Consider the following 13129-nt stretch of genomic DNA (forward strand, 5'->3'; position numbering starts at 1 on the left):
GAACGCCACATGCCCCACACTCGGCGCTTCGCATTCGCCCTGCTGGCCTACGCGTTCGCCGCGATCATGGTCGGCACCACGTTGCCGACGCCCATGTATGCGCTCTACGCCGAACGCATGCATTTCTCGGTTCTGACCACGACAATCGTCTACGCCACCTACGCCGGTGGCGTCCTTTTTGCGCTGCTCGTCTTCGGCCGATGGTCGGACGCGGTGGGCCGGCGACCGATGTTGTTGGCGGGCGTGGTGAGCGCGTTGGCCAGCGCGGTCGTCTTCCTGGTGGCCGATTCGGTGCCCGTGCTGCTGGTGGCCCGCGTGTTCTCGGGTGTGTCGGCCGGCATCTTCGCCGGCACCGCGACCGCTGCCGTCATCGAGGCCGCGCCGCCGGCCTGGCGTGATCGGGCCGCCGCGGTAGCAACGGTCGCCAACATCGGCGGCCTGGGCGGTGGCCCACTGCTCGCCGGGCTGTTGGTGCAGTACGCCCCGCAACCGCTGCATCTGCCGTTCGTCGTGCATATCGTGTTGGCCGTGCTGGCAGGCGTGGCGGGGCTCGTCGTCCCCGAGACCTCCGAGAAAAGCGGCGGCATCGGCTTGCAGCGCTTGTCGGTGCCGCCCCAGGTGCGCACGGTCTTCGTCATCGCGGCGCTCGCGGCGTTCGCCGGCTTCACCGTCACGGGGATGTACACCGCCGTGGCGCCGTCGTTCCTGTCGAGCGTGATCGGCATCGACAACCACGCGGTCGCCGGCGCAATCGCGTGTTCGATTTTCGCCGCATCGGCAATCACCCAGGTTGCCGTCAACCGGGTCCCGCCGAACCGGGCGGTCGCCGCCGGCTGCGCGATCCTCATCGTCGGCATGCTGATTCTCACTGCGGCACTGCACTTTTCGTCGCTGACGGCGTTGATCGCGGCCGCCGTCGTATCCGGCATCGGCCAGGGCATGAGTTTCAGCCGCGGCCTGGCCGCCGTCTCCGACCTGACCCCGCCGGACCGCCGGGCCGAGGTCAGCTCCACCTATTTCGTCGTGGCCTACATCGCGATCTCGCTGCCCGTGGTCGGCCAGGGACTCACCGCCCAGCACTGGGGCCTGCGAACCGCGGGAGTCACCTTCGCACTGGCCGTCGCGGCCCTTGCCGCAATCTGCCTGGCCGCGATCCTGGTACGGGAAGCCCGGCAGAAACGGGCCGTGAGCGCGGATTTGAGTGCTTCTACCTAGGGACTACGCAGCGCGGCGGCCATACCGTTTCAGCCATGACAGCACCGTTGTTCCCCAGCCCGGCCGAGGTCGAGGCGCATACCCCGGCCGACCGTGACCGGGCCATCGACGTCATCCGCATCGTGTCTCTTGTGGGGGTGGTGTTCGGTCACACCATCATGGCCACGAGCACGATCCGCGACGACGTGTTCATCTGGAGCAACCTGCTCACCGCATCGACCGTGTTCCAGGCGCTGACCTGGGTTTTCCAGATCATGCCGCTGTTCTTCTTCGCCGGGGTCGCGGCGTCGGTGCAGTCGTGGCGGTCCGGGACGCCATGGGGCGGTTGGCTGTTGCGCCGCTGCACGCGGCTGTACCGCCCGGTGTTCTATTACCTGGCGTTCTGGACCGCGGCGCTGGCAGTCCTGCGATTCCTGCTCCCCGAGCACGTGTACGAACCGATCGCGGGCATTTCCATCCAGCTGTTGTGGTTCCTCGGCGCCTATGTGCTGGTGCTGGCGGCCGTGCCGCTGCTGGCACGCATCACGACCACTGCGCAGCTGGCCGGCGCCGTCGTGGGCACCTATGTGTTCATCGCGATGATCGACATAGTCCGCATCAACCTCGACGGCTACGCTTCCCTCGGCTATCTCAACACCGTCGTGTGGCTGATTCCCGGCATGTTCGGTGTCGCCTACCGGCGCAACCTGCTGCCCGCCCCGGCCGCGCTCAAGGTCGGCCTCGGCATGCTCGGCGTGAACCTGGCACTGCTGTACTTCGGTCCATACGAGCTCAGCCTGGTCGGCATCGAAACCCAGCAGCTCAAGAACATGACACCGCCGTCCCTACTGCTCGCCGGGCACGCGATCATGATGTGCGCGTTCGCGATTGCCGCGGCTCCCGCGATCTCCCGGTGGGCACAGCGCCCGCGCGTGTGGTGGCTGGCCGCGATCGGCAACTCCGGCGCGATGACGCTCTACCTGTGGCACATGCCGCTGCTGCTCGCCATGCACCTGGTGTTCGACTACCTGGGGCTCGATCGCTACGACCCCTCCACCCCGGGCTTCGTTGCCCTGTCGATCCTGCAGCTCGCGCTGATGGCCGGTTTGGTGAGCATCGCGTTCGTCGCGCTGCGTCCGCTGGAGAACGCACCGCTGCCGCTGTGGGACGGCGGAGCGGTAACCGCCAACGGAACCCGCAGTGCCGCAGTCGGTTTGCTGCTGTGTGTGGCGGGTGCGGCGACGCTGGCCTCGGTCACATGGGGACTCAAAGACCAGGGCGTGTACTGCGTGGCCGTAATGGTGGCCGCGTTGATCACGGCTCGGTGGAGCGCCGCGGGCACCTCGGTGCGGACGCCGGCCCCGGCGTTGGCCAGCTAACAGCGATCTAGCCGCTCTTGCGGCGGAACTCCCGACGGTTTTCGACCGGGCCGTGGGCGCGTGGTTGTGCGCGCCCACCGTCCTTGTGGTCGGCTCCGCCTGCCGATTTCGCCTTCTTGCGCTCCAGCGCCTCCCGGAACTTACGTTTGTTGTCGTCTTCCGGTGTCTCAGCCATAAGCCGCAGCGTAGCGCGGTTCCGGCATCAGCGTCACTGGGTTTATCTCAGGCCCGGCGGCATCCCGTACAGATGTGAGATCGGAAGTGTGAGCAACACGCGACGGTCGTCGACCATGGCGCGCCGGTAGTCGTCCCAGTCCGGATGCTCACCGGCGATGTTGCGGTACAACGCGATCAACCCCTCGACAGTGTCGTCGTGCGGGTTGGCCGCCGGTGGGGTCAGGATCGCGTCGCCCTCGGCAACCGCGTAAGCCCAGCCGTCGTCGGAACTGACGTGGATCGACGCTCGCGGGTCGCGGCGCAGATTGCGGGTCTTCGCGCGCGGCTCGGTGATCGACACCTGGATGGTGACCGCGCGTGGATCGAAGTAGTACGACACGTTCGACAGCTGCGGCCTGCCGTCCTGCTTGATCGTCGCGAGTACCCCCATCGAGTTGCCGCTGATCAAGGCCAATAACTTGTCGTCGAAAACCTGGCGCCCCATATTTCGAGCGTACGTCTTTACCATCGACTCGATGACTGTGATTGACGGCAACACCCTCGAAGGCGTCTCGGCCACCACGTTGTGGACACTGCACAACCGCGCCACGGAGGCCAAGCGCTCCGACGGCGTCATCCGCGATCCGTGGGCGGTCGCGCTGTTCGACGCGATCGACTACGACTACCGCAAGTTCGGCAGACCGAATCAGTCGCACGCGTTGCGGGCCCGCGTCTTCGACACCGAAACGCGTGCATACCTGTCGGCGCATCCTCAGGCTGCCGTCGTGGCGTTGGCCGAGGGCATGCAGACCAGCTTCTGGCGCTTGCAGGCATCGGGCGCGGCCAGCGAATCGACCTGGTATTCAATCGATTTACCACCGGTGATGGCATTGCGCGAACGTCTGCTGCCCGCCGACGACCGCATCGTCGCACTCGCGCAGTCGGCGCTTGACCGCAGCTGGATGGACCGGATCGACGCGTCGGATGGCGTGTTCATCACCGCCGAGGGCCTGCTGATGTACTTGGAACCCGACGACGTGTACAGCCTGATCGCCGACTGCGCGGCGCGCTTCCCTGGCGGGGCATTCATGTTCGACTCCATCCCGCCGTGGTTGAGCCGACGCACCATCAAGGGTTTGAAGCTGTCCGACCGCTACATCGCCCCGGCCATGCCGTTCGGATTGACCGCCGACGACGCGCTCGCCCTCGCCGACCGCATACCCGGCGTCCGGGCGGCCCGCGACGTGGTGTTGCCTCCGGGACGAGGCGCCTGGAAGCTCGCGTCGTCCCGCTCCTTGGACCGGATCGGCACGCTTCGGCGCCTGCGGCCCAGCATCACGGTCCTGGAATTCGGGTAGTGCTGGCCGAGTCCGGTTCAGCGGAACTACGCTGATCTGTCATGACGCGCTACGCCGCATTCCTCCGGGGTGTCAATGTCGGCGGGGTCAACCTCAAGATGGCCGAGGTGGCCAAAGCGCTCGAGGACGCCGGCTTCACCGAGGTCCGCACGATTCTGGCGAGTGGAAATGTCCTGCTGGACAGCACATCTGCAGCGAAGAAGGTTCGCAGCACCGCGGAGAAGGCGCTGCGCGAGGCCTTCGGGTACGAGGCGTGGGTTCTCGTCTACGACCTCAAGACCCTGGCGGCAATCTCCACGGGCTATCCGTTCGAGCGTGAGGTCGAGGGCCACCACTCGTACGTGACGTTCGTGAGTGACCCCGACGTCCTCGATGAGCTGGCGGCACTCCCCGCGGCGCCGGACGAGAAGATCGAGCGGGGTGACGGCGTCCTCTACTGGCAGATCGCGCGAAGCGCCACGCTGGGCAGCACGATCGGCAAGACCATGGGCAAGAAGCGGTATAAATCGTCGACGACCACGAGGAACCTGCGCACGCTGGAGAAAGTCTTGCGTTGACGGGTGTTCGGTACATTCGGGCCAATGACGACGAACTCGCCGACGAATCCGCCAGGGGCGCCGCGCACCAAAGTCTCATTGTCGGGGGTTTCTGAGACCGCCCTACTGACGCTGCAGGTCCGCGCACACGAGGCGCGTCGTCCGGACGGTATCATCGACGACCCGATGGCGGTGCAGCTCGTCGATTCGATCGACTTCGACTTCGCGAAGTTCGGTTACACCCGCCGCCAGGACATGGCGCTGCGCGCGAAGATCTTCGACCGGGCGACACGCCATTACCTGCACGACCACCCCAAGGCCACCGTAGTGGCCCTGGCCGAGGGGTTTCAGACGAGCTTCTACCGGCTCGACAGCTCCGGGGTCGGGCACGATTTCCGTTGGCTGACCGTCGATCTGCCGCCGATGGTGGAGCTGCGCGCAAAGCTGCTGCCGCCGTCGGAGCGGGTGCGGGCGCGCGCCCAGTCCGCGCTCGACTTCAGCTGGATGGATGAGGTCGATACCGGCGAAGGCGTGTTCATCACCGCAGAAGGACTGCTGATGTATCTGCAGCCCGATGAGGCCATGGGCCTGATCCGTGAATGCGCACAGCGCTTTCCCGGTGGCCAGATGATCTTCGACCTGCCACCGGCCTGGTTCGCCGCGTGGGCCCGCAGGGGCATGCGGACGTCGAGGCGCTACCGGGTGCCGCCGATGCCGTTCAGCCTGACTCCGGAGCAGGTGGCAGATCTGGTCAACACCGTTCCCGGGGTGCGGGTTGCGCGTGACCTGCCGTTGCCTGCAGGCCGGGGCAAGGTGCTCAATGCGCTGATATGGGCAGCCCAGCGGCTTCCGCTGCTGGATCCGGTCCGCCCGGTGATGACGCTGCTCGAGTTCGGCTGAGCGCCTTGTCGAACACGAGGTCAGCGTCCTCGACCGGGCCGTCGCGCAGCATCGCCGCGTCGTAGGTGTAGTTCATCGACATCACCCACGGTCCGTCGACGCCTTGGCGCGGCAGTTCGTCGACCGACCGCTGAACATAGCCGGCCGCGAAGTCCAGTAGCGGAAGGGTTTTCATGTCGGGCTCGGCGAGCACGGGGCGGGCCATGTCGTACCCGTGCTCCTCGAGGTGCGCCAGCAACCGGCAGAAATGTTCGCACAGCAGGCCGACTTTGAGCGTCCACGACGAGTTCGTGTACCCGAAGGCGAAGACGAAGTTCGGCACGCCCGACAGCATCATGCCCTTGTAAGCCACGGTCTCGGCGAAGTTCACCGCCTCACCGTCGACCGTCAGCGACATGCCGCCGAACAGCTGGATGTTCAGGCCGGTCGCGGTGACGATGATGTCGGCCTCAAGCTCGCGCCCCGATTCCAGCTGGATGCCCGTCTCGGTGAACGCGGCGATGCGATCGGTGACCACCGACGCGCTGCCGTCGCTCAGAGCCTCGAACAGATCGCCGTCCGGAACGGCGCACAGCCGCTGGTCCCATGGGTTGTAGCGGGGACTGAAGTGCTCGTCGACCGGATACCCCTCGGGTAGCCGGCTCGCGTTGATGCGGCGGATCAACCTGCGCGCGGCGGTCGGGTACTTCTGGCAGAAGGTATAGACCGCACGCTGTTTGAGAATGTTCTTGCGCCGGGTCAATGCGTATCCACGTTCGTCGCCGAGCAGCCGCTTGGCCAGGTTGGCGAACGAATCCTTGGCGGGGACCGGCATCACGTACGTCGGTGACCGCTGCAGCATCGTGACGTGCCCGGCGGTCGGCGCCATCGCGGGCACGAGCGTCACGGCCGTCGCGCCGCTGCCGATCACGACGACCTTCTTACCGCGGTAGTCGAGATCCTCGGGCCAGTGTTGCGGGTGCACGATGCGGCCGGCGAAGCGCTCGCTGCCCTCGAAGCGCGGCGAGTAGCCTTCGTCGTAGCGGTAGTAACCGCCGCCGCAGAACAGCCAGTTGGCGCTGAGCTGAAGGAGTTCGGCATCGCCGCTGCCCGTGCGCTCGACGTCGACGATCCAACGGGCCGTGGCGCTGTCCCAGTCCGCGCCGAGCACGCGGTGGTGGAAGCGGATGTTGTCGTCGATGCCGTTCTCCGACACGGTTTCCCGTAGATAGGCCAGGATCTTGTCGGCGGACGCGATGGCATGCTCGTCGCGCCACGGCTTGAACTCGTAGCCGAACGTGTGCAGATCGGAATCCGAACGAATTCCCGGGTAGCGGAACAGGTCCCAGGTGCCGCCCGTCGCGCCGCGCGCCTCAAGGATGGCGTAGCTGCGTCCCGGATGTTCGCGCTGAAGATAGTAGGCAGCGCCGATGCCCGAGATGCCTGCGCCGATGATCAGAACGTCGACGTGTTCGGTGTCAGCCATGTCCGTGACTCCTGTCGGTGGCCGCGAAGTTGTTGTATCGATCCTCGCTGCGACGATCCCGCGGCCCAAGGTCGAAATGTCCCATTTGCAGCGCAGTGATGGTGCACTTTGCACCACCGGTCTACGGTGGCCGCATGGTCTGGAACCCACCTTCGCACCGGGCGAAGGAGTTGATCCGGCAGTGTGCGCAGATCGTGGTCAACGCCCGTCCGGAATGGCTCGACGAACTTGACCGCGCGGTGCTGGCTGCCGCGAACCCCATGATCGCGGCAGATCCGGAACTCGCCGCGGCCGTCAGCCGCAGCAACCGGGCCAATCTGTATTTCTGGGGCACCGCCAACGTGCGGGACCCGGGCGCGCCGGTGCCACCCAACACCGGGCCCGAGCCCCTGAACATCGCCCGCGAGCTGGTGCGCCGCGGGGTCAACGCGTTTCCGCTCGACGCGTATCGAGTCGGTGAGGGCGTCGCATGGCGGCGGCTCATGGAGATCGCGTTCGAACTGACCTCCGACCCAACAGAACTGCACGAAATGCTGGACGTGTGCTCGCGCTCCATCAGCGCGTTCATCGACGCGACCCTCGCCGGCATCACCGCCCAGATCGACCTGGAACGCGACGAACTCACACGCGGTTCACACGCCGAACGACGCGAGACCGTGGCGCTGCTCCTCGACGGTGCCCCGATCCCCCGTCAGCGCGCCGAGGCGCGACTCGGCTACGCCCTCACCGGGCCCCACACCGCCGCGGTCATCTGGAGCGAGCGGCCCGACGGCGATCTGTCACAGCTGGACCGCGCCGCCGAAGCGTTCGGCCAGGCCTGCGGCGGGGCCAGGCCGTTGACCGTGCTGGCGAGCACCGCGACCCGGTGGGTATGGGCACCGGGATCGGTCGATGCGGAGGTGCTGGCGCACGCGATCAGAGAGACCGACGATATCCGCGTAGCCATCGGGCCGGCCGATGACGGCGTGGACGGCTTCCGGCGCAGCCACTTCGACGCGATCACCACGCAGCAGATGATGGCTCGACTGCATTCGCCGCAGCAGATCGCCCGGTTCGCCGAGATCGAGCTGGTCGCGTTGATCACCGCCGACCCTGACCGTGCGGTCGGGTTCGTCAAGCACACACTCGGCGATCTCGAGACGGCCGGCACTGAATTGCGGGAAACCGTAAGGGTATTCGTCGACGAGCAGTGCAACGCCTCGCGTGCCGCCGCACGGCTCTACCTACACCGCAACACACTGCTGCGGCGGCTGGCCCGCGCGGACGAACTGCTACCGCGCCCACTGGCGGAGTGCGGCGTCAACGCGGCCATCGCGCTTGACGTGCTGCGCTGGCACGGTCAGTCCGACACCCGCGGTCAGTCGAACGCGCCGTCCAGGTAACGCATGGCGTCGGTTTTCCCGATCCCCAGCGCGCGCGCCGCTTCGGCGAACGAGTTCGCGGCGGCCGCCATCGCCGCGTCGGCCGGGTCGGCGCGCGCGACGAACGTGCCGTACCGGCCGCGGGTCTCCAGCACGCCTGCCGACTCCAGCTCCCGGTAGGACCGAGCCACCGTGTTGACCGCCAGACCAATCTGACCTGCCAATTCGCGGACCGTCGGCAACCTGGTGCCCGGCGACAATCGCCCGTTCCTTATTCCGTCGATGATCTGAACCCGGAGTTGGTCAAACAACGGTTTCTCGGCATCCGGATCGACATGAACCCAATCCCCCAATTCGGCCACGTGCCCAGTATCACCCAAAGCCGCTACGTTGGTGCTGTGCAAGTGACTGTGCTCAGCGGTGCCGGGATCTCGGCGGAGAGCGGTGTGCCCACTTTTCGCGACGTCGAGACGGGCCTGTGGGCCAGGGTCGACCCGTACGAGATCTCCAGCACGGAGGGTTGGCAGCGTCACCCGGAGAAGGTGTGGGCGTGGTATCTGTGGCGCCATTACATGATGGCCGGTGTACAACCGAACGACGGTCACCGCGCGGTGGCTGCCTGGCAGGACTACGCCGACGTGCACGTCGTCACCCAGAACGTCGACAACCTGCACGAGCGGGCCGGCAGCACCAACGTCTACCACCTGCACGGCAGCCTTTTCGAGTTTCGTTGCGACGCTTGTGGATCACGGTTCGAAGGCGATCTGCCGGACATGCCCGAACCGGTCGAGACTGTCGAGCCGCCGGTGTGCCCGTGCGGCGGGCTGATCCGGCCGAATGTGGTCTGGTTCGGCGAGGCGCTGCCCGATGCGGCATGGCAGCGATCGGTACTGGCGGTCAGCGGTTCTGATGTGGTGATCGTGGTCGGCACCAGTTCGATCGTCTATCCGGCCGCCGGTCTGCCCGAGGCCGCGCTGTCGGCGGGCAAGCCGGTCATCGAGGTCAACCCGGAGCGCACGCCGCTGTCGGACAGTGCGACGGTGTCGCTGCGCGAGACCGCCGCGACGGCGCTGCCGGGCCTGCTGCAACGCCTGCCGGTCCTGCTGGGTTAGGCGGGCCGCACCGCTCGGCCGATGGCGAACTCCGATACCGGCATCGGCACCCACGCCGGCATGGCCCATTCGCGGCGGTTGTCGCGTACCTGGAACCCGGTCGCGGCGATGGTGTGTTCGGTGTCCCGGTGAGTGTGGCAGTTGCCGAGCAGCCGCGGCCAGATGGTGGCGTCGGCGATCCGCTGCAGCCGTGCCCGATATCCGGTGCCCGCGACGTGCTCGAGGTAACGCAATTCGCCACCCGGACGCAGTAGCGAAAAGAGCTGCTGCAGAACGGTATTCGGCTCCTCGATGGAGCACAACACCAGTGAGCACACCACCGCGTCGAACGGTTGCGAGCTGGCGAACTGTTCAGCGGTGTCACCGGTGACCGTGATCGGCACGGGCGCCTTGGCGGCGGCTTGGCGGGCCACCTCGGCGAGCCGGCGTTCTGGCTCGATCGCGACCACCTCGTCGACCGTCGGTGGATAGAACTCGAAGTTCGTCCCGGTGCCCGCACCGACCTCGAGCACGCGGCCCGACAGGCCTGCGAGATTCTCGATCCGCAGGCGGCGCACCGATTCGGGTTCGTAGTTGGACAGGGTCTTCCAGACGCGCGCGAAGAACGGGTTGTCCACCAGCTTGTCGGCGTTACTCATGGGCGAATCCCTTCAGCCGGGCGACGGCCTCCTGGGGTGAGAGGTCGGTTCCGATCATTCCCGAAACGATGTGGCCGGTACATACCGCCCGCAGCACTCGGTCGGTGAATTCCTCGGCGTCACCCCAGGGCAGGTACGGCTTGGCGATCAGCATCGCCGCGACCCCGTGTGCCGCCGTCCACAGTTCGAGCGCCAGCGACGTGGGGTCGCCGGGCGGGTAGATGCCTTCGGAGATCAGCGCTTCCACCGACGTGCGCATGTGAACGAACGCCGAGCTGTTGAGTGTCACATCGACATCGCTGCCCGGCCTGCCCTCGCCCATCGTGGCCAGGCGGTAGAGCTCGGGGGTCTGCCGGGCGAAGCTCACGTAGGCCAGTCCCTGCGCGCGCAATACTTCGATCGTCGACGGTTGATCCTCGGCCACGCGCTGCATCTCTTCGTCGAGCTTCTCGAAGTACCGCGCGCACACCGCGTCGAGGAGCGCGTCCTTGTCGGCGAAGTGGAGATAGATCGACGGTGGGGTGACACCGACCCGCTGCGCGACCGACCGGATCGAAACCGCTTTGGCGTGACCGGTTTCCAGCAGCAGCTCGGTCGCGGCATCGAGAATCTGCTCGCGCAGCAGTTCGCCCGACCCACGCGGGGCGCGGCGGCGTTTGAGCGGCTTGAGGGGTGGGATCGACACGCTAACCAGTTTCCGTCACGCTTGCCGTGGCGCGCGGTGCGTCCGCGGGCTTCTCGCCGGACTCGCTGATGCCGATCCGCTCGTGCAGGCGGGCCAGCGGCGCGGGCGCCCACCAGTTCCACCGTCCCATCACGTGCATGAACGCCGGCACCAGCAGCATCCGGACGAGGGTCGCGTCGACCAGGACCGCGATGGTCAGGCCGAGGCCGAACATCCGCATGAAGGCCACCTGCGCGGCGATCAGCGCCGCGAACGATATGGACATGAGCAGCGCGGCCGCGGTCACCACGCGCCCGGTGCGGGCAAGCCCGAGCGCGACGCTTTCGTCGTTCGCGGCACGGGTCCGATCCGACTCCAGCCAGTACTCCCGGATCCGCGACACCAGGAACACCTCGTAGTCCATCGACAGGCCGAACGCGATGCAGAACAACAGCACCGGGAGGTTGGCCACGAGCGTGCCGGTCGGGGTGGTGCCCAGCGCACCCAGATGACCGTCCTGGAAGATCCACACCAGGGCGCCGAAGGCAGCCGACAGCGATAACACGTTGAGCACCAACGCTTTCAGCGGTAGCACCACGCTGCCGGTGAGCAGGAACAACAACACGAACGTGATCGCGGCGATCACTCCCAGCACCAAGGGCAGCCGTGAGGTGATCGCCTGCGAGCTGTCCCGGTTGATCTGGGCGACCCCGGCCAGCTGTACGTCGGCGGGCGCGGGCACGGCGTGGAGCGCGTCGAGTTGCGCCTCCGAGGCGTCGCTGAACAACGGCGCGTCGCTACCGACAGTCAGGTAGGCGCTGCCATCGGCCATCCCGGTGGCGGCGGCTGGCGGTCCGACGCGGCGCCCGTCGACGAACGTGCCACCCGGAGCCGACACCGATGACACATCGGCCACATCCGACAGCCTGCCCGCGTACTGGTCGAGTTCGTTGGGGGCGACTTTCGTGACGTCGGGCAGGACGACCGTGACATTGGTCGCCGAGTCGACCGCGAAGTCGTCGCGCATCTGGTCGCCGACCTGGCGGGCCGACGCCGATTGCGGCAGCACGCGGTCGTCGGGGAAACCCCATTTGATGCCGAGGAACGGCGCCCCGAGCACCAGCAGCAGCGCGATGATCGCCACGCCGACCGGAATCGACCGGCGCATGACGCGCTTGGTCATGAGATACCAGAAGGTCTGCTCGATCGGCTTGCGCACCGGCTCGGGCCTGCCGAGGATCCGCCGGGCGAACCGGCGGACGTCGTAGGCGTCGAGCCGATTTCCCAGCAGCACGATCGCCGCGGGTGCCACGACGATCGCGGCGAACGCGGCCAGCGCCACCACCGCGATCCCGGCGTAGGCGAAGGACTTGAGGAAGTACATCGGGAACAGCACCATCGCGACCATCGACAGCGCCACGGTCATCGCCGAGAACAGCACCGTGCGGCCCGCCGTCACCATGGTGCGGATCAAGGCCTGGTCGCGGTCCACCCCCTCGGCGAGTTCATCGCGGAACCGGCTGATGATCAGCAGCGTGTAGTCGATTGCGAGCGCCAAACCCATTGCGACAGTGAGGTTGAGCGCGAAGATCGACACGTCGGTGACCATCGTGAACAAGCGCAGGACGGCCATCGACCCGAGGATCGCGAACCCGCCGACCGCCAGCGGCAACGCCGCGGCCATGAGCCCGCCGAACACCCAGACCAGAACCAGGAAGCTCAGCGGGATGGCGATCGACTCCATCATCAACAGGTCTTTTTCGCTCTGCCCGTTGATCTGGACGTAGATCATCGCCTCGCCGCCCGCCCGTACGGTCACGCCGTCGCGGTCGTGTACGAGCTTGTCGGTCAGTTCCTTGGCGTGTTTCTGCGCGCCGCTCTCACCGCCGGTGATGCCTGCGACGATGAGGCCGGTCCTGCCGTCTTCACTGATCAGGGCCGACGATGCCGGCGGCGGCACGGTCCAGGCGGAGGTCACTTCGGTGACGTACGGCGAGCCCTCCAGCTGTCTGGCGATCTCGGTGCCAGTGGCCCGGGCCGCCGGGCTGTCGGCCCGATCCGCGGTCACGCTGATGACGAGCTGCATGTCGCCCCGGTTGAACTTCTCGGCGAGCAACTGAGTGGCCTGCGCCGATTCCGCGGTGGGGTCCTGAAACCCGCCGGCGGACAGACTCTTTGCCACCGGAATACCGAAAACACCGGCCGCGGCCATGACCAGCGCAGCGATGACAAGGATGCGCCGCGGTGCGGCGATGGCCAGTAAGCCGATTCGGTGCAGCACGTCGGATCCTCCCGCCACCGAACAATATCGACGTTAACTTAACAGCGATAATTCAAGGACGTCAACGCCGACCTCACCGATAGGC

General features: G+C 66.8%; 14 protein-coding genes. 7 read left to right on the top strand and 7 right to left on the bottom strand.

The features are described from left to right. Positions 1–9 precede the first annotated feature (9 nt). A complete protein-coding gene (locus ACRCUN_RS17500; RefSeq protein ID WP_462142880.1) occupies positions 10–1215 on the top strand; it encodes an MFS transporter in 1206 nt (401 codons plus the stop codon). A gap of 35 nt (positions 1216–1250) precedes the next feature. Beyond that, entirely contained in the window at positions 1251–2573 is a 1323-nt protein-coding gene (locus tag ACRCUN_RS17505; protein WP_462142881.1) for an acyltransferase family protein, read from the top strand. 7 nt (positions 2574–2580) lie between these two features. Here ACRCUN_RS17505 and ACRCUN_RS17510 read toward each other — a convergent pair whose 3' ends face one another. Continuing rightward, positions 2581–2748, bottom strand: coding sequence for a DUF5302 domain-containing protein (locus ACRCUN_RS17510; RefSeq protein ID WP_110774989.1), 168 nt, complete (start codon positions 2746–2748; stop codon positions 2581–2583). 42 nt (positions 2749–2790) lie between these two features. Beyond that, entirely contained in the window at positions 2791–3234 is a 444-nt protein-coding gene (locus tag ACRCUN_RS17515) for a PPOX class F420-dependent oxidoreductase (protein ID WP_067851001.1), read from the bottom strand. 31 nt (positions 3235–3265) lie between these two features. Between ACRCUN_RS17515 and ACRCUN_RS17520 the strand changes: the two genes are divergently transcribed. Genes ACRCUN_RS17520 through ACRCUN_RS17530 form a run of 3 tightly spaced genes read left to right on the top strand, consistent with a single transcriptional unit; the run spans position 3266 to position 5523 of the window. Beyond that, positions 3266–4087 carry a class I SAM-dependent methyltransferase gene (locus ACRCUN_RS17520; protein WP_462142882.1) on the top strand — a complete coding sequence of 274 codons (822 nt, stop codon included), beginning with the start codon at positions 3266–3268 and terminating at the stop codon, positions 4085–4087. A 41-nt stretch (positions 4088–4128) separates the two neighbouring features. Then, positions 4129–4644 (top strand): DUF1697 domain-containing protein, encoded by a 516-nt coding sequence (locus ACRCUN_RS17525; protein ID WP_462142883.1) that lies wholly within the window; start codon positions 4129–4131, stop codon positions 4642–4644. 24 nt (positions 4645–4668) lie between these two features. Next, positions 4669–5523 carry a class I SAM-dependent methyltransferase gene (locus ACRCUN_RS17530; protein WP_462142884.1) on the top strand — a complete coding sequence of 285 codons (855 nt, stop codon included), beginning with the start codon at positions 4669–4671 and terminating at the stop codon, positions 5521–5523. Here the strand turns inward: ACRCUN_RS17530 and ACRCUN_RS17535 are convergent. Continuing rightward, positions 5441–6988 (bottom strand): flavin-containing monooxygenase, encoded by a 1548-nt coding sequence (locus ACRCUN_RS17535; protein WP_462142885.1) that lies wholly within the window; start codon positions 6986–6988, stop codon positions 5441–5443. The two genes, ACRCUN_RS17530 and ACRCUN_RS17535, sit on opposite strands and share 83 nt — an antisense overlap. Before the next feature lie 134 nt (positions 6989–7122). On the opposite strand from ACRCUN_RS17535, the gene ACRCUN_RS17540 reads away from it, so the two are divergent. Further along, positions 7123–8370 carry an Rv1453 family transcriptional regulator gene (locus tag ACRCUN_RS17540; RefSeq protein WP_462142886.1) on the top strand — a complete coding sequence of 416 codons (1248 nt, stop codon included), beginning with the start codon at positions 7123–7125 and terminating at the stop codon, positions 8368–8370. On the opposite strand, the gene ACRCUN_RS17545 is transcribed toward ACRCUN_RS17540, so the two are convergent. After that, positions 8346–8711, bottom strand: a complete 366-nt coding sequence (locus ACRCUN_RS17545) for an Rv1152 family transcriptional regulator (protein ID WP_462142887.1) — start codon at positions 8709–8711, stop codon at positions 8346–8348. The two genes, ACRCUN_RS17540 and ACRCUN_RS17545, sit on opposite strands and share 25 nt — an antisense overlap. Before the next feature lie 36 nt (positions 8712–8747). On the opposite strand from ACRCUN_RS17545, the gene ACRCUN_RS17550 reads away from it, so the two are divergent. Continuing rightward, positions 8748–9461, top strand: a complete 714-nt coding sequence (locus ACRCUN_RS17550; protein ID WP_462142888.1) for an NAD-dependent deacylase — start codon at positions 8748–8750, stop codon at positions 9459–9461. Here the strand turns inward: ACRCUN_RS17550 and ACRCUN_RS17555 are convergent. From ACRCUN_RS17555 to ACRCUN_RS17565, 3 genes are read right to left on the bottom strand one after another with little or no spacing between them, the layout of a single operon-like run. Beyond that, positions 9458–10099: a class I SAM-dependent methyltransferase gene (locus ACRCUN_RS17555; RefSeq protein WP_462142889.1), complete on the bottom strand. Its 642-nt coding sequence runs from the start codon at positions 10097–10099 to the stop codon at positions 9458–9460. The genes ACRCUN_RS17550 and ACRCUN_RS17555 overlap by 4 nt on opposite strands. After that, positions 10092–10784, bottom strand: coding sequence for a TetR/AcrR family transcriptional regulator (locus ACRCUN_RS17560; RefSeq protein WP_462142890.1), 693 nt, complete (start codon positions 10782–10784; stop codon positions 10092–10094). Before ACRCUN_RS17560 ends, ACRCUN_RS17555 begins: the two co-directional genes overlap by 8 nt. A 1-nt stretch (position 10785) precedes the next feature. Next, positions 10786–13044 (bottom strand): MMPL family transporter, encoded by a 2259-nt coding sequence (locus ACRCUN_RS17565; protein WP_462142891.1) that lies wholly within the window; start codon positions 13042–13044, stop codon positions 10786–10788. Between the last annotated feature and the right edge of the window lie 85 nt (positions 13045–13129).

Source organism: Mycobacterium venezuelense (assembly GCF_054919535.1).